Annotated in this window: 15 protein-coding genes; 3 read left to right on the top strand and 12 right to left on the bottom strand. The window is 54.1% G+C overall.

Features of this window, described 5'->3' with window-relative positions; genetic code table 11:
• Positions 1-10: 10 nt before the first annotated feature.
• From FMM01_RS07660 to FMM01_RS07690, 7 genes are all read right to left on the bottom strand, one after another.
• Complete coding sequence (locus tag FMM01_RS07660) at positions 11-709, bottom strand: glycosyltransferase family 32 protein (protein WP_150392123.1); 699 nt, start codon at positions 707-709, stop codon at positions 11-13.
• Positions 706-1881, bottom strand: a complete 1176-nt coding sequence (locus FMM01_RS07665; protein WP_150392124.1) for a glycosyltransferase family 2 protein — start codon at positions 1879-1881, stop codon at positions 706-708. Before FMM01_RS07665 ends, FMM01_RS07660 begins: the two co-directional genes overlap by 4 nt.
• Complete coding sequence (locus FMM01_RS07670) at positions 1874-2977, bottom strand: glycosyltransferase family 4 protein (protein WP_186810190.1); 1104 nt, start codon at positions 2975-2977, stop codon at positions 1874-1876. Before FMM01_RS07670 ends, FMM01_RS07665 begins: the two co-directional genes overlap by 8 nt.
• Positions 2974-3699, bottom strand: a complete 726-nt coding sequence (locus FMM01_RS07675) for a WecB/TagA/CpsF family glycosyltransferase (RefSeq protein WP_027828551.1) — start codon at positions 3697-3699, stop codon at positions 2974-2976. The genes FMM01_RS07670 and FMM01_RS07675 overlap by 4 nt, the downstream gene beginning before the upstream one ends.
• Complete coding sequence (locus FMM01_RS07680) at positions 3696-5135, bottom strand: oligosaccharide flippase family protein (RefSeq protein ID WP_063515968.1); 1440 nt, start codon at positions 5133-5135, stop codon at positions 3696-3698. Before FMM01_RS07680 ends, FMM01_RS07675 begins: the two co-directional genes overlap by 4 nt.
• Complete coding sequence (locus FMM01_RS07685; RefSeq protein WP_150392125.1) at positions 5135-6307, bottom strand: CDP-glycerol glycerophosphotransferase family protein; 1173 nt, start codon at positions 6305-6307, stop codon at positions 5135-5137. Before FMM01_RS07685 ends, FMM01_RS07680 begins: the two co-directional genes overlap by 1 nt.
• Positions 6308-6728: 421 nt before the next feature.
• Entirely contained in the window at positions 6729-8282 is a 1554-nt protein-coding gene (locus FMM01_RS07690; RefSeq protein ID WP_150392126.1) for an O-antigen ligase family protein, read from the bottom strand.
• Between the two features lie 119 nt (positions 8283-8401).
• On the opposite strand from FMM01_RS07690, the gene FMM01_RS07695 reads away from it, so the two are divergent.
• A complete protein-coding gene (locus tag FMM01_RS07695) occupies positions 8402-9613 on the top strand; it encodes an RNA-guided endonuclease TnpB family protein (RefSeq protein ID WP_150392127.1) in 1212 nt (403 codons plus the stop codon).
• 169 nt (positions 9614-9782) lie between these two features.
• Here FMM01_RS07695 and FMM01_RS07700 read toward each other — a convergent pair whose 3' ends face one another.
• From FMM01_RS07700 to FMM01_RS07720, 5 genes are all read right to left on the bottom strand, one after another.
• Complete coding sequence (locus FMM01_RS07700; RefSeq protein WP_063515971.1) at positions 9783-10757, bottom strand: hypothetical protein; 975 nt, start codon at positions 10755-10757, stop codon at positions 9783-9785.
• Positions 10758-11173: 416 nt separating this feature from the next.
• Positions 11174-13099, bottom strand: a complete 1926-nt coding sequence (asnB, locus tag FMM01_RS07705) for an asparagine synthase (glutamine-hydrolyzing) (RefSeq protein WP_150392128.1) — start codon at positions 13097-13099, stop codon at positions 11174-11176.
• 112 nt (positions 13100-13211) lie between these two features.
• On the bottom strand, positions 13212-14372 hold the full coding sequence (locus FMM01_RS07710; RefSeq protein WP_150392129.1) for a metallophosphoesterase family protein: 1161 nt from the start codon (positions 14370-14372) through the stop codon (positions 13212-13214).
• A 93-nt stretch (positions 14373-14465) separates the two neighbouring features.
• A complete protein-coding gene (locus FMM01_RS07715) occupies positions 14466-15614 on the bottom strand; it encodes a baeRF6 domain-containing protein (protein WP_150392130.1) in 1149 nt (382 codons plus the stop codon).
• 116 nt (positions 15615-15730) lie between these two features.
• On the bottom strand, positions 15731-17029 hold the full coding sequence (locus FMM01_RS07720) for a pyrimidine-nucleoside phosphorylase (RefSeq protein WP_150392131.1): 1299 nt from the start codon (positions 17027-17029) through the stop codon (positions 15731-15733).
• A 238-nt stretch (positions 17030-17267) separates the two neighbouring features.
• Here FMM01_RS07720 and FMM01_RS16840 point away from each other — a divergent pair, with 238 nt between their 5' ends.
• On the top strand, positions 17268-17723 hold the full coding sequence (locus tag FMM01_RS16840; RefSeq protein WP_150392132.1) for a lectin-like domain-containing protein: 456 nt from the start codon (positions 17268-17270) through the stop codon (positions 17721-17723).
• A gap of 169 nt (positions 17724-17892) precedes the next feature.
• A complete protein-coding gene (locus FMM01_RS07730; protein WP_150392133.1) occupies positions 17893-20943 on the top strand; it encodes a hypothetical protein in 3051 nt (1016 codons plus the stop codon).
• Positions 20944-20987 lie beyond the last annotated feature (44 nt).

The raw sequence follows: 20987 nt of genomic DNA on the forward strand, positions 1-20987 counted from the left end.
ATAATTTCGATTATCGGAAAATACGTTGGTACAACGCCGCCCGTCGCGGCGTCGTCAGGCGCAGTTTGAACCACTTGTTGACCCGGCGCTTCAGAGGCTTTTGGCCCTCCATCCAGGTGCCGGTAAACACGTGGATCGTGTGGGATTGACCGCTGGGATTGCACAGCACCGTGTCAGGATACACGTGGATACCGGTCGTCAGCAGTTGTTCCTGATTGTTGGCGGCGCAATGAAAATCTTTGATCAGAATATCCGACACCGACTTGGTGTTCACACCGGCCATTTGGTTGTTTTTATCAAAGGAAAAATGCGCGTCGTCATACTCCGCCAGCATCTTTTGCGCCAGCGGATGGTGGGCTTCGGCACCAAAGGCGGCGGTGAAGGGATACTGGGCGTTTTCAAAACCGACAAAGGCCCGGTCACCCAGCAGACTGGTCAAGTCATCCAGGACCAGCACATCGGTGTCCAAATAGATCCCGCCGTATTGTTCGATCACTGAGGCCCGGATATAGTCACTGACGAAGGCCCATTTCTTAGCAGCATAGGCTTCTCGCACAAACTGATTCTGGGTCAGATCGAAAATTTTTTCGTTCCATTCAATGATCTCGTACCCGCTCAGATGCTGGCGCCAGGTGGCCATGCAGCGCTGGATATCAGCGGGCTTATCATGGCCGCCGACCCAAACGTAATGAATTTTTTTAGGAATCAAACTTGTTCCTCCTTCACGGTGACATAAGGCCAGATATTCAGAAAATGCAGAACGTCCTGCATCATCGGGCCTTGGCCCGCCGGCACGATCATGGTGGTGAAGCCGTGAATCATCTGGGTGAATAATTCGCCGTAGGTGTCCGGCAGCTCGTCGCTTTGCATGGCCGTGTTGAACACGCGCATGTCCTTACCGTACCACACGGTGAAATCAGACGGCAGGCTGAAATGGATCGTGCGCTCGCCGCGGGCGGCGTAGAAGCCGATCAAGGCAGGGGTGTAAGGATTAGTCGGCAGCTGGGGATATTTGCTCAAGGCCAACCGGATGATCCCGGCCACCTCGTTGCGCGGTGTCTGCTCCGGTTTGATTCGCGGCCGGTAGTAGTTCAGCAGATGCAACTTATTGGCTAACCGGAAGCGGCGGTACTGCTGGGCATAGTTGGGGGCCCGATAGCTCGCCAGCAAGGACACCAAGGTCCGCAGTTCGCCGTTGATCACGTTCAGTATGCCGATGGGGTTGTCGATGTAGTGGCCGTCCCCCACCCGGTAACGGATGAAGGGCTGGGGAGCATTAGTGATGCGCAGCTGACGCGGCGGGGCCACCCGGCAATCCAGCCAGGCGACGGTATTCCAGATCAGGTAATTGGCCTGGACGCTGTCGCAGAATACCCGCGTCCGCCAAATCGCAAAGTCAACAAAGAGATTGCGGCCCAGCCAGAGTGTCTGCTGACCGACGATATAGGGCGCCACAGCGTACTTCTGCACAGTCTGGCGGCCCACTTCCCGGCCGTCGTGATCAATGGTCAAGAGGTCGGCCATCGCCCCGTCCAGGTCCGGATCCTGCATGCTGGCGTTCATTCGGGCCAAGGCCCCATCATCGGCCAGGAGATCGTCCCCATGGATGATATAAACCAAGTCGCCGCGGATCAGATTGATACCGGCGATGATCGCGTTGAGCTGATCGGCATTTTCTTGATTAATGATCGTGATCGGCGCGGTGGGGTGATCAGCGACAAACTTGCCGAGCAGCTGGGGCGTGCGGTCGGTGGAGCCGTCGTTGATCACAATCAGCTCCCACTGCCGGTAGTCCTGGGTAATAATCGACCGCAGGGTGGCCAGCACGGTGTCTGCATCGTTGTAGACGGGCATTATCAAGGAAATCAATTGGTCAGCCATGGTTAAGTTCCTTTCTCAATAGGACGGCATAACTATCCCAGATCGTGTCCTGCAGCTGCTGCAGGGAGAAATGCGCGGCGGCATACGTCCGCAGGGCATCGCCCTTGGCCGCCAGCGTGCCCAACTCCCAGTCATGGTAAGCGGCCCGAAGCTGGCGGACCAAATCGGCCTGGTCCCCGGACTGGAACAGGAAACCCAAGTCGGGGTGCGCAACGAGTTTGGTCACGTCCCCCACCCGGCTGCTGAGGACCGGTACGGCAGCGTTGGCCGCTTCCAGCAAGACTAAGGGGAAGCTTTCAGAAATGGAGGTCAGCAGGGCCAGGTCCATCCGCGGGTAAAGCGTTTGAATTTGAGTGGGCGTTTGAAAACCGGTGAAAGTCACGGTGGCCGTCAGCTTTAAATCAGCGACCTGCTGCTGGAGCTTCGCCTTTTCTGGCCCATCCCCCACCAGGAGCAGGCGGGCTTGGGGCAATTTGGCCTGAGCCAGCGCATTGAGCAGCAGCGCGTGGTCCTTCACCGGGTGCAGGCGCGCCACGTAGATCATATTGAAGGTCTGGTGCGGTTCCTTGACCGGCGCCTGGGGGCTGAAGGTGATCCCATTGAGGATCAGGGTCAGCTTGTCCGCGGGAATATTGAACGCCCGCAGCCGGTCATAAAACGGCGTGGACACCGGGTACAGGTGGTCCATCAAGCGTAAGGAGCTGATATACAGTTTAGTAAACGCCTCACCGATGAGTCCCCGGCCCATGAAGTCCAGGGTCGGGTCGCTGTGCACCGTGGCCACCTTCAGGCAATGGATACGGCGGCGAATCAAGCGCAGAAACAGCACCGCTCGGGCTCCGTGGGCATGGACGATATCGTACTGGCCGGCATTGATGAAGTCGGCCAGTGCTTTGAGAATACCGAGATTATACCGGCTGGTAAAATGCAGGACGTGGGTATCGACTCCCGCCGCCCGGGCCGCCGCCGCCACTGGGCCTTCAGCGAAGACCAGCAGACTGACATCGTGGTGATCCCAATTACTGAGCAATGCCACAATGTGGGTCAAGCCGCCGCCGTTTTCTAACCCGGCATTGATGTGCAGGACCTTCGTCATCGCTTCTTCGCCTCCCGCCGGACAACGCCCAAATAACGGGGCAGGATCAGCATCCGTTTGAATCGGGTCGGCTCCTTGAGCAGACGGTAGAACCATTCCAAATGGGCCCGCTGCATCCAGCCCGGCGCCCGTTTGACGGTGCCGGAAAGTACGTCAAAACTGCCGCCCACGCCCATGAAAAGCGCGTCCGGCAAATGCCGCCGCATGCCGGCGATGAACTCCTCCTGACGGGGATAGCCCATGGCCGCAAAGACCAGGGCCGGCTTGGCCGCGATCATCTGCTGGGTCACACCCGCATCCCCCAGCGGGAAATAGCCGTCATGGGTGCCGACAATGTCCAGCCCGGCAAAACGTTGGCGGGCTTTGGCGGCGGCTTGATCGGCGATGCCCGGCTTGGCCCCGATGAAATACACTGGATAGTGCTCAGTGGCCGCCAGCGCCAGTAATTTCTCCATCAAGTCATAGCCGGTGACCCGTTCTTTCAGGGGCGTGCCCAGCATAGCGGCCCCTTTCACCACGCCAATGCCATCGGCAGTAACGAAGTCCGCTTCATCCACCAGTTTTTGGTACTCCGGATGTTCCCGGGCGTACATCACGATCTCCGGATTGGCGGTGACAATGAAAGTGCCCTCCTGCTTGGCCAGGCGCCGGCCCAAGCGGTCGACAAACTCGGCCATGGTGTAGTTATCGAAGGTCATACCCAATACATTGACTCGGCTCATGACAATTTTCTCCTTAACATACGGGTCGCGACCCGCTTAATATCACCGAACAGCTCGAACCGGCCCAGGGCGAACATGGCTGCGTACAGAATAAACATCACAATAGATTTGTAGGCCATGTTGAAGAATGTGGACGGAATCAAGTCCGGCAGCAGGAAGCCGACGCCCACCGTGATCGCCCCCATGACCAGATATTTCGGCGTGTCATGGAAGACGTCCTTGGCGTCGTAGTCCTTATGCACGATCCACACCCGCAGCACCATAACGGTGAATTCGACGATCAAAATATCCATCGTCGCCCCGTGGGCCCCGAGGATCGGGTCGAAGGTGAAATTCAGGATCAGCGACAGCACGGCGCCGACGACCACCGGGATGGCAAACTGTTTATCCCGATTGATGGCCAGGGCAAACTGGTTGGCAAACACCCCGCCGACGGGAATGAAGATGATGCTCAAGGAGATCCATTCCATCAGTGGAATCATCGGCTTATAGCTTTCAGCGAAGAACCACGGGACGAACTGGCGGGTGTTGGCCATGATGATACTCATGAAAAACAGCCCGACGACCAACGTGGTCTCATAGGATTTCTTCAAATAGCGCTGCTGGTCGTCCGATCGAGACGCCGCCATATACGGCATCATCACGACGGTAATGGAGGTGATCACCGACAGGACCAAGTTAGCGATCCGCTGCGAGGAATCGTAGAAGTTGACCTGGGCAGCGGGCTGAAACAGGCTGAGGATCGTCTTATCCAATGAGGTGTAGACCTGGGTGGCCAGCTGGGGAATCATCAGAATCCCGATGGTGATCAGACTCTGGCGCAGGTGGTAGAAACCGCCGCGGCTGGGCCGGCCGGCGAATTTTTGAATCGTGAACCAGAACACCGAACTGCCCAGCAGATTGCCCAGGGACAGGATCAGCATGTACTTCCACAGGTCATCGGGGCTCTTGACCAGTAAGAAAATAAAGGCAACAGACACCAGCTTGACGATGGTATTCCGCAACACAACCCGGCCGAAGTCGGCGATTCCCTGGAAGAACCAGGAAATATCGAACATCGTGCCTAAGAGGAATGGCAGCTGAAGCAGGAAATAGGTCCAATACGGCGGCTTGATCACCAACATGATGAACAGAAAAATACTGATGGTGATCGCGCTCAGGACGAACTGGATATACCACAAGCCCCAAAAGGCGGCGCGAAGTTCCTCGTGGTCCTTTTTGCCCCACGCTTTGGCAATCGTTCGCGTACCAATCTGGCCCATAGCGGCAGCGCCGAAGACCATCACGAACTGGATCGTGAAATTGACCGTACTGTTAATACCCAATTTAGCCGGGCCGACCACATTGGACAGGTACGGCGTGGTGATGACCGGCACCAGTAGCAGAAAGAGCTGGTAGACGGCGTTATAAAAGAAATTTCGGAATAGTTTTCGCACTACAGCCACCCCTTGATCTGGTCATACACTTGCGGACAAGCCGGATTCAAGCCTTGGGGATACATCTGACCGCGTAATTTAGCCCGGAGCGGCGCATCGGCCTGGCTATCCCGGGTCAACGCCTGGACCAGTTCCGCCGTGGTGGTCGTTTTCGGACCCGGAGTGTAATCATCATAGGGCGCCAGCAAAAAGCCACGAGTCTGCTCATAATGAGCCAGATCCGGGACGTTGAAAACGATGGGCCGATCCAGCAACAGGTAATCCAAATAAACGCTGGAGTAATCGGTGATCAGTCCGTCGGTGGCCGCAAGGAATTGATACAGCTCGGTGTGCTGATCAATGAACCAGTCGTTGGTCAGTACTTTCAACCGCTGGGCGGTGGCGAATTTGGCCGGATCGACCTGGCGCTCCTCCACCGGATGCAGCTTGGCCAGGATGACGATATTATTGTCGGCCAGCTGCTGTTCAAACGCGGCCATAGCAAAGTCGCTCAAGCCGAAAATGTTGCCGGTTTTGAGCTGGACTGACAGTTCGGTCGCGCCGTCCTCCATGCGGAAGGTGGGCAGATAGAAAAAAATCTTGGTTTGGTCGGTGACCACTCCATCCGCGAACAGCCCCGCCAGGGTTGCCCGCCGCTCTTTGAGGGTGGCTTCCGGCAGCTGAAATTCATCGTTTCGAGGAAACCCGGTGTGCAGGAACTGGTGGGCCGCTAAGCCCTGGCAGGCACTCATTAGTGTATCGTACAGCGGGCCGGAACTTGCTAAATAGTCGACATTCCGCCACCAATAGCGGTGGCTTTTTTCCTGCGCCGCCGGGTCTTCATTCAGGGCCAAGTACCCCATCCGCTTCAAGGGAATACCGTGCCACAGCTGGACGAAGCGCTGGCCGCGATGGATCTTGAAGGGCCAGTGGGTGCCCACTAGGACCTTGGCTTGGGCAATCTGGCGCCAGGTGCTGAAGGCCAAATGGGCGCTGGGAAAGCCGCTGATCAAATTGACGGTGAGTTCGGGGTATTCTGTTTTTAAATACTGGTAGAAGCTCATGGCGTTGGAGCCGGAGAGACCGGCGCCGTTCAGAATTGTGACGGTGTTGGGTTTGGTGGGAATGAGTTTGCACCCCCACTTCATGACACCGAGGTAGAATGCGAATAATTTCTGTTTGAATGCGGCCATGATTTTCTCCTTCGTTAAGACAATCTGCCAACATTATACCAAAGGGGCGCGGGGGCAACCAAGGGCTTTAGGGTTTCTTTAGGGAGAGAGGGCGTAGGCGACCGCTCAGAAGCGTCAGCATAAGAGACAAAGGACATAAACCCGCACTTAGGTTTCTGTCCTTTGTCTCTTATGCTCTAGTTTCTGGTCGCCGAAGCCCGTTTGCGCGGAGCCTGCCCTTGCTTCTGTCGGCCTGAGCCCGTTTACGTGAGGGCTGAGCTGATAGGTTGTTCGTTGTCTGCCGTGCCAAGTGCTCCGCAGGCTTCGGCACTACACTCACTAAAATCAAATACGTTAGTCCATGCCACATTGCTGGTGCCAGACAAAAAAATACCAGAGCAGCTACCTCTTCGGTAATTGCTCTGGCAATCAATTCTCAATTTCAATTAATTTGACGCGGGATCGTATTCTGCTGCTCTGGCACGTCTTGGCTCCAGGCCACTGCCCGCAGGCGCTGGCCGAGGAAGAAAGCGGCAAGGCTGGCGGCGGTAAGGGAGTCGATGACGTTACCGGTCATGAAGGCACTGGCGAAAAATAGCGCCATGCCTAACAGGTAGCTGAAGTTCAGGAAGTTGAACTGACCGGGCGTACGGAAGAAGCGCCAGGCGAGCCATAGACAAGCGATGATGAACGGCAGTTGGAAGATCAGCAGTCCGAGAATGCCTAGGGTATAGAACTGGTTCAGGAAGTCCCGTTCATAATTGAAGATGAAGTAAGTCATCCGGGTATAGGAGATCCCAAAGAGCAGCCGGATCGGCTTGGACATTTCCCGGGCAATAATGTTCACGTTGAATTTCTCCACTTGCCGGTAGTTGATCTGTTGGCCGCCGGGCCAATTCATTAGTTGGAACCAGTCTGCTGGGTAATGTTCCCAGGGGTTGGTGGCGGAGACGACATTGCCATACGTGGTCACGATGTTCAGCTGAGTGGCGACGAAATTGTGCTGCAAGCGCTGGGCGTCCTGCGGGTCATCTTTTATCGCCCGTTTGATCTGGTTCATCACCGGATTCTGGGACTTGCGCTGGGTAGTCGTCCGGGTCTCAGCGGCGGTGTTGGACCCGCCCCGGGCCACGGCCGGCGAATAGGGGTAGAGGAAGCCGAAGACTAACATGCTGATGGTCACAAAGGACAGCAGCCCGGCATCCTGCTTACGGAAGTGCAGCTTATCGAAGAACAAGGCGGCACCGGTCACCAAAATCAGGGAAGCAAGAAAACCGATAATCGCTGTCCGGGTCCCAATCATCAACGACGCCAGCAACTGCACCGCCACAAAACAGTATTTCCACCAGCGGGGCTGATTAATCAGATAGTAGATCATCAAAACCGAAAACAGAGCCAGAATGGCCGAGGTGGTATTGGCAAACAGAAAGAACCCGTCCGAGGCCAGCCGGGTATAGCCCAGCGGATTGACCGCGTTAAACCAATCGAAGATGTTGCCTTGGATCGACTCGGCCTTGTTGTATGACGCGACGGCGATTTCCAGCAAATTGCTGAGAACAATGGTGCCGCTGAACAACAGGCCCACGACCCAGGTGATCCATTCCATAGTTTTCTCATAGACCGGCACCCGATAACTGATAATCAGGATCAAAATCGGGAAAAGGACCCGGATCACGTAGCCCAGTTCAGTGCTGATACTGTAATGGAATCCGTCGGTGACGCCAGCTAAAGCATGTCGCGTGAGGAACACGTGCAGGCCCAAATAACCCACGACCAGAACACCATAGGCAAAGAGCCCCCAGCCAAATTTATCCTTGCGCTCCATCCAAAGGAAGAGCAGCACCATCGCCAGTGTCCAGAGCACCCGCACAAATGTCGGAATCGTCACGGGGCCAAGGGTCGCCAAGCGGCCTTGATAGAAATAGATAATTTCCATGAAGGGTTGGATCAGAATATAGGCGATGAGCGCCCAATGGAGAATTTTACGTACGTGCACAATGAATGGGACAAGGAAGCCTACGATTTCAATCGTGGGAGGAATTGCCCCGCACCTTCTTTCTCTGATATAATTTAATTGCTCCGGTAAGAACAATAGTTTGGCTAGGAGGTGCCTAAGTGGATCTAACCAAGACCGTTAAGCTCCAAATCAAGTTGGCAAACGACGAGGATATAACCCTGTTAAAATCTGCCATGGAACATTACCGCCTAGCGTGCAACGACGCATCCCGCTATGTCTTTGACCACAGTTTTCCGCTGAACGCCGTCAAATTGCAGATTGCTTTATACAGCGGCTTGCGGGATCAATTTAATTTGAAGGCACAAATAGCTATTTCAGTCCTGCGAACCGTTATAGCTCGGTATAAAGCCGTTAGAACTCAGTTGAAGCAAAAGCCCTATCGGTATCAGGACGATACCGGCAAATGGCGTAAGCAGACCAAGGACCTGAATTGGTTATGGCGGCCGATCAGCTTTCATCGACCGCAACTGGATCTGGTGCGCGGGCGGGACTGGTCCATCCGCAAGGACGGTTCCTTTTCTCTGAACACCCTGGCCAAGCGAATCATCGTCTGGCCGATTATGGCGCACTGGGCCAACTACTTTGACGGGACCTGGAAACTCGGTACCGCCAAGGTACTGACCAGCGGCGGCAAGTGGTACCTGCATATCGGTGCCACCAAAGCTGTTCCCGACTATGAACAAGAGCAGACCACCCACGTCGTGGGCGTTGACCGGGGCCTGCGCTTCTTGGCCGCCGCTTTTGACGACACCAGCAAGACCATGTACCTTTCCGGTACCAGGGCGCTGAACAAAAGGCGCCGGTACAAGAAACTGCGTGCTCGGTTACAAGCGAAAGGGACCAAATCCGCCAAGCGTGTGCTGAAACGGATCAATCAGCGAGAGAACCGCTGGATGTCAAACGAAAACCATCGTTTGGCTAAGACACTCGTTGACCATTACGGACCGAATACCTTGTTTGTGCTCGAAGACTTGACTGGGGTCCGCTTCGTGACCGAGCAGGTCGCCAAGGATCAACGCTATGAACAGGTCAGCTGGCCGTTTTACCAATTGGAGCAGTTCCTGATCTACAAGGCAGCAGCCGTCGGCAGTCAGGTCTTGAAAGTGGCCTCGGATTACACCAGCCAGCGCTGCCCGCAATGCGGCACGATCAACAAGCAGCAGCGCGATCGGGAGGACCACCAGTACCGGTGTGCCTGCGGGTTCCTAGCTAACGACGACCAGTCAGCAGCGATGAATATCAAAGAACTGGGTGACCAGTGGCTGGCAGGCACTGCTAAGCCGCGCTACACCCGTAAACAAGCCGGCTAAGTCCGGCATCGCCAGCGGGAGCTGTCAGCCCCCGGACCGTTGAGATACGACCTTAGACGTGACCACGGAAGTAGGAGCCGTAAGGCATTTGCACTACTACTGTCCAACGGGCAGTGTGAGTCACAAGCCACTACTTTAGTAGCGAGCAGTTGACAATGCGCCCGCCTTTCTAATACCCATATTGAGAGAAACCGCCGCCGGGATAATATCGGCTGAGGGCCAGATCGCCGTGGATCTGGAACTGGCCGGTGACTGGCGCACCGGTGATGGCCGCCACGGCTGTCAGGGTCACGGTGTAGCGCCGCAAGCCCGTCAGGTTGGTACTCTCCGGCACCAGCGTGTATTGGACCTTGCTGCTGATGTCCTGACCGGCTTGGGTGAGTTTCAGTTCGGCTAAAGTCGGTTCAGCTTCGTAGGCCAGCACATGGAAGGTCAAGATCCGCTCCCCCGCGCGATAATTGGGCTTTTGCCAATTCAGCGAATCCGCCGCTTCGGCGCGGATCGTGGCGGCCTTCATGCCCGGCGTGGGCTGAGACCGTTCCGTACTGATTGTGACGGGGACCGTGGTTCCGGCCGCCGGCTTCAGCTGGGCGTAATCATTGCGTTTGGTTTTCTTCTTATTGGGTTTGTAGGCATAATCCACCATGATGCCGATTTCCTTCGACGTCCGGCTGTCGCCGATGATGCCGAAATTATCGCCGGTATAGCGCACATTGGCTTGGGCGGTGTGCAGGGTGATCTTCGTGGAGCCGCCCAGCATCCGGGCCGGGAACGGCAGCTTGATCTTGATCAGATCGCCGCTGCGCAGATTCGCTGGAATTTGGACGTCGCCGGTGAACAAAATCGGATTGACGGTCGCCGCAAAGATGCGGTACCCCACCGCGGGGTGCTTCTTATTCTTCACCTTTTTGAAGCTCAGGTCCGGTTTTAACAGGGCGTTGCCGTCACTGGTCAGCACCGTGAGGTTGCCTGTGGGGAAACGATAGGCGTTTTTCTGCTTCAAGGTCGTATAGATGTGGTTGCGAGCGCTGCTGCTGTTGTGGGTGGCTACTAACCGGCCGGCTTTGAGCATGACGAGAAAGCCGACGCCCAACACCGCCATGGCCGCGACGGCGATGCCCAACCGTTTCATGAATGATTTCAATGCGAATTCTCCTCGGCTTGTTTTGCTTGCAGGGATGGCGATGACAATGGTCTCAGACACCCGTGCCAAGTGCTCCGCAAGCTGCGGCAAAATGGGCTGGAACGCTGTGACGGCGCTTGAAGCCCGCAAAAACCGCGGTCTTCAAGTCGCCTAACCACATCAGCGGCAAAGCCGCTGTGTGGTTCCCACAGCTGAGCCCATTTTGCCTCCGCTTGCTATGCACTTGACACTAAGCATACACCAGAAATCAAACCCTTGTCCCAATCCCTTTTTGCCCATGCACTCAATAAGTCCCAGGCATGACGTTATAATTCTATCAACGCCGCCGGGTCGGCGCAAGTTAGTTGGGGCTTGACAGAGAAGAAAACAGCCCCGAACCGGTTGATTCAGAGCTGTCCTTTAAGATTTCTTAACGCTTAGTCTGCCGCAACAGCGACCGCAGCGGCCTGTTGATTCTTGGCCGGATCTGGAATGAACTGGGGAATCGTGTCATCGATGAAGAAGACCTTATACCATACCAGGAAGGTATAGATGACCCATACCTTGCGGCGGCCGTCGATCTTGCCTTGGTAGTTGTCATCGATCAGCTGCAAGATGGCGTCTTGATCAAAGAATTCTTTGACCCAATCCTGAGCAAAGAGATTGCGGACTTCCTTGTAGAACTTCTCGGTCCGCAGCCAAGCGGCAACGGGTACCGGGAAACCGAGCTTGGGCCGGCTGGCCCATTCATTGGGTAAGTGGCGGTTAGCGGCTTCGCGCATGGCATACTTGGAGTCCTTGCTGTTCAGCAGGTACTTCGTGGGGATGCCGGCAGCCACCTTGGCCACTTCTTTATCCAGGAACGGCACCCGCAGCTCCATCGAGTTGGCCATGCTTAGCTTATCGGCCTTAAGTAAAATGTCGCCGGCCATGAATTGGTGCAGGTCCAAATACTGCATCTTCTTCACGTCATCGGTGTAAGAACGCACCCGTTTGTACTTATCCATGACCACATCATGCACTGGTTCGCTCTGCCGGAACGCCGGCTGCAGCAGCTTGTCGGACTCATTTTCGTTGAAAATCCGAGCTTGGCCGATGAAGAATTCTTCAGCCGGAGCAGTCGCTGTGTACAATTGCAGGCGGCCGTGGAAGTTCGGCATTTTCTTCAAGCTATGGGCCAGCTTGGTCTTCACACCCTTGGGCAGGCGGCGCAAACCGTCGGAGAAGGCCCGGATGATGTGGGACTTGGAGTGGAACCCGTAGTCAGCATAGCCGGCAAACAACTCGTCAGCGCCTTCCCCGGACAAAATGACAGTGACGTCCTTGGACGCCAGCTTTGTCAGGAAGTACAGCGGCACGCAGGACGGATTGCCATCGGGCTCATCCAGATGATATTGGATTAGCGGGAAGTTGTTGAATGCCTCCTGGGCAGTCACCACGTCAGAGGTATTCTCCAAACCCAGCTTGTCTGCCAATTCCTTGGCAGCCGTCCCTTCATGGTATTTCTTGTCGTCGAAGCCGATGGAATACGTGTGCTCCGGCCGTAACAAGCTCGTGATGTAACTGGAATCGACCCCGCTGGACAGCAGTGAACCAACCGGTACATCAGAGATCCGATGGGCTTCCACGGATTCTTGGATGGACTTGTCAATGGCATCAATGGTGTCATTCAGGCTCAGGCTGTTCGCCTTGAATTCCATATCCCAATATTTCTTGATGTTCAAGTCTCCATCATGGTATGTGAAATAATGGCCTTCCGGGATGCGGTAAACATTTTTGAAGAACGTTTCATCCAAGCCGGAATACTGGAACGTCAGATACGGCTTGAGGGCTTTCTTATTTAATTCCTTCTTGAAATTCGGGTGCTTCAAAAACGCCTTGATTTCGCTGCCGACCATGAAGGTATCGCCGTCTTTATAATAGTACATGGGTTTGATGCCGAAGAAATCCCGGGCCCCGTAAAGGGTCTTGTTGTTGTCGTCCCAAATCAGGAAAGCAAACATCCCCCGGATTTTCTTCAATAACCCTTCCATGCCATATTCTTCATACCCATGGAGCAGGACTTCAGTATCGGAATGGGTGGTAAAAATATGGCCAGCCGCGATCAGGTCCTTGCGGATGCTGGCGTAGTTATATATTTCACCATTGAAGATGATCACCCGGCTGCGATCTTCGTTATAGATCGGCTGGGTGCCCCCCTTTAAGTCAATGATACTCAGGCGGCGGAAGCCGAGCGCCATCTGGTCGTTGATGTATTCCCCAGAGGAGTTTGGCCCCCGGTGTTTGATCATTTCCATCATGTCCTCGATGACCGGTTTCTTATCAAGGACGGTTTTATCGACAAAGCCGACGATTCCGCACATTTGGCAAAACTCCTTAATATATTCTTAAACTATCCCAATAACAATTTTTCGACTACCTACAAATTATAAGGACACTTGGTCTGATGTCAATCAGGAACCCTCTCAGCCCACTTTAAGCCTCAGGAAACCACATGGCAAATTGGCGCAAGGGGGTAGCCGCGCCATAGCCCAGCACGGACAGCTGGCGGTTGGCCGGGTCGGCGACCAGCGTGTAGCCGGCATATTCACTGGGCTGGCTGTACTGCCGGTCCCAGCGGGCATTATACCCCGTGGTCAACTGGTGGCCGCGACCGCTGATGGCCGCACAATTCAGCAGCAAATAGCGAATATCGTGGTCCAAGAAAGTCTGTTGAATATGCCGGTGGCCGCAAACATAGGCGGTGATCCGGGCGTTGCGGATATGGGTGAAGTCAAAGGGCAGTGTGATTTGAAAATCCGGATTCTTGGCGTGATTGTCGACGTGCCCCTGGGCATGGAGATTGAACGCCCGGAACAGTTCGTGGACGGTCGGCCCGTTGTAATGCAGGCCATTTTGGTGGTTGGCTTTCAGCAGATTGCCGTGACCGCAAACAATGATTGCCCGATCGTCAGACATTTGCAGAATCTGAATGATCTCGGCCAGTTGCGCTTCACGCACCGCCAGATTGAGTTTCACATCATATTGTTTAATGCCAAAACGATTCAAGCGGTAAGGAATGTCGCTGGTATTGATGAACAAAAAACGCACCGGCCCCACGTCCAGCCAGGCGACTCCATGGCGCTGACTGAAGCGCTGGAGTTGGGGTTGCCGGTAATCGGCGCGAAAAACAATGTCCGCAAAAGTAGTCTGCTGAAAACTCGCCCGGCGCGCGACTTGGTGCTCGTCAAACTTATCGTTATCGTCGTGGTTGCCTTTGGCGATGTAGAACGGCTTGCCCAAGTTCTGGTCCATGGCGGCAACAATGTCTTGCAGGTGCTGACGGGACATGTCCGGAGCTTCGCTGCCGTCAATCAAATCACCGAGATGGGCATAGGCGTCCACCCCCGGCTGGCTGGCCACGTCCGCGACGAATTCCTTGGTGTGCTGCAAACCGTTAACCCCATACAGAGTGGCGCTGAAGCCGGCTTTGTAGTGGGTGTCGGTAATCACGGCCAAGCTTGCTGTCTCTCCTGGCCGAGTAAGCTGGCTCAACTGGTTTTGGAATGGAACCAGTGCCTTAGCCACCCACGCACGCGGGGTCGTATCCAAATTAGGGGCTGGCGCCTGCTGCTTTTTGTTCAAGAATGCCATCATGACGCTCCTTCCTCGTTTTCTTAATTCTATCACGGTCAACCAAAAAAGCCCTGGCCTCTGCCAGAGCTTTCTGAAAAAAGATAGATTTAAATGTTACCCAATCCGCCCCCGCAAAATAGCATGGGCGACTTCCTTGTCCTTGAAGCCATCGTCGCCTTGGACGAAGACGTGGCCGCCATAACCCAGAACAACCACGGCAATGTCGTTCAGCAGGTTATTGGCGCGGGCTTCTTCGCTCTCGCGATCAACCGTGTGATCAAAGCCGATGGCACCGTGGGCCGATGCGCCGCGCTTAACCACCAGCGTGTCGATCCGGCCTTCGACTGCCGCCCGGGCGATGTCCGGCGTGGCAGAGCTGTAACGGTTGCCGGAACGGGCGTCGTCCAGAGCCTTTTGCAACTGGCCCTTGGCCATGGTCCGCAACTCCTGTTCCAAGTCGACGGCAATGTCATGCAGCACATCCTTGGTCAGCTTAGGCGGCATCTTCGCCACCCGCGGCTGATCCATCAGGACCCCGCTCTTGGAAATCTTGCGGTATTCGCCTTGGACTTCATCAACGGCCATTAAGATAATCCGGGCATGGGTCGGTACCGAAATGTTGGCCCGAACCCAGTCGTCAACCATCTTGAAGTAGCGTTCCTCATCGGCCCGATCGGCTTCTTCCTTAGGATCCCGGCCATGGAAGACGGAACTGCCTTTGGTGCCGCTGGACCGCTGCAAGTCGCTGCTGTTCTTCAATTCAGTTCCAATAGCGGCAGACCGCTTGGTCGGTGCCTTGTCTGGCAGATCCACTTCAGTGACATCGTGGCCATGAACGGAGAATACACGGAAACTTTCTTTCTCCAAAGCCAACAGGTCGTAATTAATATTGTATTGATCATTCTCAATAATTGGTAAAACGTACAGGTTCTCAGTGATCTTCACTTCCGGATTCAACGGCAGGCGCATGAAGTATTGATACACGCGATCCGGTCCGGCAATGATGGCCATACTCGTATTAGTCCCACTAATGAGCTGGCGCTCAGCCAGGATCAAGGCAAACTTCTCACCATACGGACGCCATTCGGCATCTGGGAAGCGCTCGCCGAACTCGGTCTGGGCTTGGGAGACCAAGCTCTTGAACTGGGCCCGATCCTTCTCCATGGTGACATCTTCTGGATGCACCGGCATGAACAGTGAAACAAATGGGCCATGCACGCCTACATCTTGCACAAGTGCTTGCAGATCATCACGTAAACTCATAAAACCGCCCCTATCTATCACTTTTTTGGGGAGCATCTGGTACTGCTTCCAATACCAGCATAACAGGTTTCACGCCGAGTGGCGAACGTTTTGACTGGGAAAATGGAGATTTCTGATCATTCAATCACTTGGTGGATCAACTCTGGCGCGCTGGCTGTATCCCCGATGTGGATTGCGCCGGTAACCATATCCACAACATCCTGCCGCTGGGGTTCTTCGGCATAAATCGTGGCCAATAATTCACCATTCGCCACCGAGTCGCCAATTTTCTTGTGGAGCATCAAGCCGACCGCCGGATCCACGACGTCGCCCTTTTTTTGCCGACCGCCGCCCAGAATCATGCTGGCGATCCCCAGCTGGTCGGTATCCATCCCGGTGACCACCCCAGCCTGGCCGCTCAGCACCTGAATCGCGTGCTTGGCCTGGGGCAGCTTAGTCGGATCGTCCACCACACTGGCGTCGCCGTGCTGGGCGATGATCATTTCCTTAAATTTGGCGAGTGCGCTGCCGTCAGCCAATCTGGCTTCCAGGATATGCCGGGCACCGCTCAAATCATCGGCCAATTCTGCCTGCATGAGCATATAACTGCCCAGGGTCAGGGTCAGTTCCCGGACATCCGCCGGCCCTTGATTGTTCAAAATATCGATGGACTCAGCGATTTCCAGCGCATTGCCAATGGCATAACCCAGCGGCTGAGACATATCCGTGATCAGTGCAATGATCTTGATGCCGGTCAAATGACCGATACGCACCAAGGCCTGGGCTAACGCTGCTGCCCGCGCTTCCGTCTTCATGAACGCCCCGTTGCCGGTCTTCACGTCGAGGACCAGGCCGTCGGTGCCGGAAGCCAGTTTCTTACTCATGATGGAACTGCTGATCAGCGGGATGGCCTCCACCGTCGCGGTCACGTCCCGCAGTGCATAAATCTTCTTATCCGCCGGCGCCAGGTTGCCCGTGGCACTGGTGATGGCCGTACCGATCTGGGTGACTTCGTTGATGAAGTCGGCCTCACTCAGATCCACGTCAAATCCCGGAATGGCTTCCAGCTTGTCCAGTGTACCGCCGGTGTGGCCCAGGCCGCGGCCGGAAATCATCGGATTCTTTGCGCCGGCCGCCGCCACTAAAGGTGCCAACGGAATAGAAATCTTATCCCCCACGCCGCCGGTGGAGTGCTTATCGACCTTGATTCCCGGAATCGCGCTGAGGTCCAGCACATCCCCGGAATGCAGCATTGCGTCCGTTAAATAGCCAATCTCCACGGCCGTCATATCTTTGAAGTAAATCGCCATGAGTAGCGCGCTCATTTGGTAGTCCGGAATGTCCCCCCGGGTGTAGCCGGTGATCACAAAATCGATCTGCTCCTTCGTTAATGCCAAGCCATCCCGTTTGGCCTGGATAATGTCCACCATACGCATGATTTTTCCCCTTTTCTCTATCGAACTCTGCTGACTTCAGTATATCATCTCTCCGCAGTGGGAAAAGATTACGTCTTGCACAGAAAAGTACGTTCTTGAAAACGGGTCGGCAACGGCATTTACTCTTTAATTAGTATTTTTTGAGTGTTATATAAATATAGTTATAATAATTTCATCAATATGAATGCCCTTTCCGTGATATACTAAAGGCACAAAAAATCAAGGGAGGAAGACATAAATGTTAGGAGGACATATTTTCCACCATAATTCCCACTATATTTCCCACTTTTCAAGTTCATTGTTATTAGTTTTTACGGTCTTTTTGGGCTGGCCTGGAAGTGTTAAACCACCGATTGCAACCGCTGCAGTGGATGGTCAAGTCGTGGCCGATCCGGAACATACACAGGACTTCTTTGCGGCCTTTGGTGACGCCTCCGTGCAGCGGGGCGCTGATGGCAACTGGTCGCAAGTGGTCTTAACGCCAGCAGCAGAAAACAAGGCCGGAGCGGTCACTTTGAACAACCGGTTGAATTTCAGCAAAGACTTCAAATTACAGTATCAGATGCGCCTAGGGCCGGGCAATGGTGTTGGGGATGGGATATCCTTTGCACTCTACCCAGGACAGATTGGTGCCGTCGGTATGTGGGGGGGGAAACTTAGGGGTTGGCGGTCTACCCAATGCGCTAGCTTTTAAGTTGGATAATTACACGAATGCAAAAAGCAACTGGGTTTTTAACGAAACGAGCAGCTACCCGGAAGACACACAGGAATATTTTCGTTCATGGATTCGATGGAAAATAGCACCGAATTATGAAAATCGCGGTACCAATCCTTACACAGATACCCGAAAGTATGCCGGTGCAATGCGCACTGGCAACACTCCTGGTGCCGTTTGGGGTGACGTTGATGAAGGGTTGGTTGGGGCACCTTATGGATCGTTTCTTGAAACCAACGAGGCGGGCACCTTACGAGTCATGGGAACCAATACCCCCCACTATTTTCTCAGAAGAATAGTCACTGCAGCTCTTCCTGATACGAAAGTGCCCTTCACTCCGCTTGGGGGGAAAGTAATTGACTCGTACTCGCAGATTTCTAGCAATTTTGTTGATGGCAGCTGGCATGGTGTCGAAATCAACTACACGGTCGACGCCGCCAATATGGGAACAATGACCGTCAGCTTGTATAATGGTACGACCTATGACCCGGCCAATATCTACAGAACATGGAAAGCGACAATCAATGTCAACGACCTGATTGCAAAAACTGATAACAAGCCATTCTTTGCCTTGAATATTGCAGGATCTAACGGCTCGTCCACTGCTAATCAAGCCGTGAAGAATCTCTATGCAGAGTACACACCCGAACCCGGCGCATTCACGACCCGGTTCGTGGATGAAAATGGGACGACGATTGCCGACGCGATAAACCAAGGTCGTCCCGAAGACGTTTCTCACCCTTTTAACTTGACGATTCCAAAATTTCAGACGCGCCCTGCCAATCCTCTCCAAGGAAAATATCAATTTGATTACGCTACTCTGGAAACCTACAATCACCCGCAAGGTAACACTAAAGTAAAAGTCGAATTAAAGGAAAATCCCGATGGTACCAGTTATAACTATCCAGGTACTTACACGACGCCATACCAACGACTGAATGCGCATTACAAGAAAGTCACCAACTATCCGACAACGGATTGGTCGATTAAAGACGCCAAAAATACTGTGACGAGCAGTGATCAAAGCCTTTCTTTTTCAACGAATCAAAATACACCGGTCACTTACACATTCAACTTAAAAATGCCTAATTCTGCACCAGATCCTTGGACGGGGGTGAAAATCAAAACGATGGTCCCCGCTGGCCTGCGTGTCGATACGGCAACTGTCACTACCAAAAACGGTACTGCCAGCGGTACACCCATTAATGGCTCAGCGGCCCAGCAGAGCGATGGGCGGACCCAGGTCACGTTTAACACGCTCGATCTTTATGGTACTGGCGCGTCAGCCCAGCCAAATAGTGCGCAGGTCCAACTAACCATGACGCCATTAATTGCACTAAAGGATACTATTCAAACGTCGGTCGAAGATACGTACATGCAAGATTCTGATAAACCCGTGAAAACCAGTTACTGGGCCGACCCGTTGCCGACAATGTCAACATCTATAGAAATCATCGGCACCCAGACGCCTGCTACTGTATGGATTAAAATACCCACTCGAAGCAGTACACCCATTGCAACTCTTACCCGGGATGACTTGCGATTGCCGGCGGGCGTGACCCAGATCACCAGAGCCGTCTGGCACGCAGCAGACAACGGCTTGCCCGATACAGATGCTCAGGTGGAGCAAACGGCCGAAACGCTGCCACTAGTTTCCATTCAGCTCAAAAATGCCGGCCCCACAAAACTGACTGCCAACGATTGGGTCAGTGTGGGGGTATTCTATACTGGGAAAACTGACAGCGGTCAAACGTATTACTGGGTGGTAAATTATAATCTGTACGAGCCGTTGAGTACCTGGATGCCGAATGATAATTTGGCCAAATTAGTGGCGGCCCAGATTCAACCTGCCCTCACTGACTACACAAAACTGCAAAAATCCATGATGCCGACGCTGACTAATTTTGTGGGTGACGGTAAGACTTGGACAATTGCTAAAGACCCGACCGGCCTAGAGTATGCTACCAAACTCCAAAGCTTCACGGCTCCCGGTACCAACGCCACCGCCGAGCAGGTCAAGGACGGCTTCCGCCGCCTGATCACGACATTCGCCACTGATCGCGGCCAAACCGGCACACCAGCCACAACGTTGATCACCTTGACCCTGTCCAACTATCCCAAAGAAGTATTCATCCCCAGCGTTCCAGCAACGGTTAAGCCCAATCCGCTACCAGCGTTGCCCGCGCTGACAACCTTTACGGCTACCCAGGATGGACTGGAACCCGCCCAGATGAGTGACGCAAAGGGCAGTGATCTGGCGGCTTTTCTGAGTCAGCCAGCTGCTCCGAAGCTAAAAACGCTGGACGTCTCCAACAACGAACCAGTAATCGGCAACACCAATCCAAATAAGCTCTCTTCCTTGATCATCGGCCCGTCTACCATCGAAAAAATCGATCAAAGAAACATGATTGGTCCGAACATCCCACTCAGTTTAACAATGGATAAAAACGATCCGAATACAATCATGATTACTGGCCCAAAAAACGGCACCAATATAATCGACCTGCGCACGAAGCTGAGTACATTGACTTTAGCAGATGGCACAGTTACTGCATTCACACCTAACGATGCGACGAGCACCCAAGTCGCGTTCTTTGATCAGAGCAAACCCAACATCGACCTGACTAGCTTGCTCAATTCGCAGAATCCCGGTCAGGTGAATATCAAATATCAAGACTACATGAGCTTCAGGCCAAACAGCACTGGTGCAGGCTACTTGCGCTTCAATTACAAAAAGGACAATACCGTCTATTCTGTGTGGATGCCCACCATGATCAAAGGACAAACCGCCATCGCGGTCTCGGGGGACCTCAACTTCGGCACCCGTCGGCTCGCTGCTGGGGACTACCCGAATGATGGGCGCAATGATATCACTGGGACACAGTCCTCGGAAGGTGCCAAACCAATCACGATCACGACCGTGTACAATCCAAATCCAAAGTCCCAAGTCACTGTGCAAGTGACTCCGTTTGCAGCGGGATCCTCGACCGTCAACACGTTCATCCTCCGGTTAGGCAGCCACGACATCCCTGCGATTGGCGAAGGTGGCAGTACTGTCCTCCCTGAGTTGACCAACGACACAGGCTTGGTAGACACCCAGAACTACACCGCCGTACTTCATGTCCCTAATACCGCGGGCATCCTGGCCGGCCAAAAGTATTCGGCGGACGTAACTTACACGCTTACTGACGGTCTATAAACGTGAAATATCCCCCGCCGCGTGTTATAGTTGTGCACAAACAT

This window comes from Schleiferilactobacillus harbinensis, from assembly GCF_008694105.1.
GTDB classification, from domain to species: Bacteria; Bacillota; Bacilli; order Lactobacillales; family Lactobacillaceae; genus Schleiferilactobacillus; species Schleiferilactobacillus harbinensis.

Excerpts from the sequence above, each read along its gene's own strand:
- FMM01_RS07665 (WP_150392124.1), bottom strand. The coding sequence starts at position 1,881 with ATGGCTGACCAATTGATTTCCTTGATAATGCCCGTCTACAACGATGCA.
- FMM01_RS07670 (WP_186810190.1), bottom strand. The coding sequence starts at position 2,977 with ATGACGAAGGTCCTGCACATCAATGCCGGGTTAGAAAACGGCGGCGGC.
- FMM01_RS07675 (WP_027828551.1), bottom strand. The coding sequence starts at position 3,699 with ATGAGCCGAGTCAATGTATTGGGTATGACCTTCGATAACTACACCATG.
- FMM01_RS07685 (WP_150392125.1), bottom strand. The coding sequence starts at position 6,307 with ATGGCCGCATTCAAACAGAAATTATTCGCATTCTACCTCGGTGTCATG.
- asnB (WP_150392128.1), bottom strand. The coding sequence starts at position 13,099 with ATGTGCGGAATCGTCGGCTTTGTCGATAAAACCGTCCTTGATAAGAAA.
- FMM01_RS07710 (WP_150392129.1), bottom strand. The coding sequence starts at position 14,372 with ATGATGGCATTCTTGAACAAAAAGCAGCAGGCGCCAGCCCCTAATTTG.
- FMM01_RS07715 (WP_150392130.1), bottom strand. The coding sequence starts at position 15,614 with ATGAGTTTACGTGATGATCTGCAAGCACTTGTGCAAGATGTAGGCGTG.
- FMM01_RS07720 (WP_150392131.1), bottom strand. The coding sequence starts at position 17,029 with ATGCGTATGGTGGACATTATCCAGGCCAAACGGGATGGCTTGGCATTA.
- FMM01_RS16840 (WP_150392132.1), top strand. The coding sequence starts at position 17,268 with ATGTTAGGAGGACATATTTTCCACCATAATTCCCACTATATTTCCCAC.
- FMM01_RS07730 (WP_150392133.1), top strand. The coding sequence starts at position 17,893 with ATGCGCACTGGCAACACTCCTGGTGCCGTTTGGGGTGACGTTGATGAA.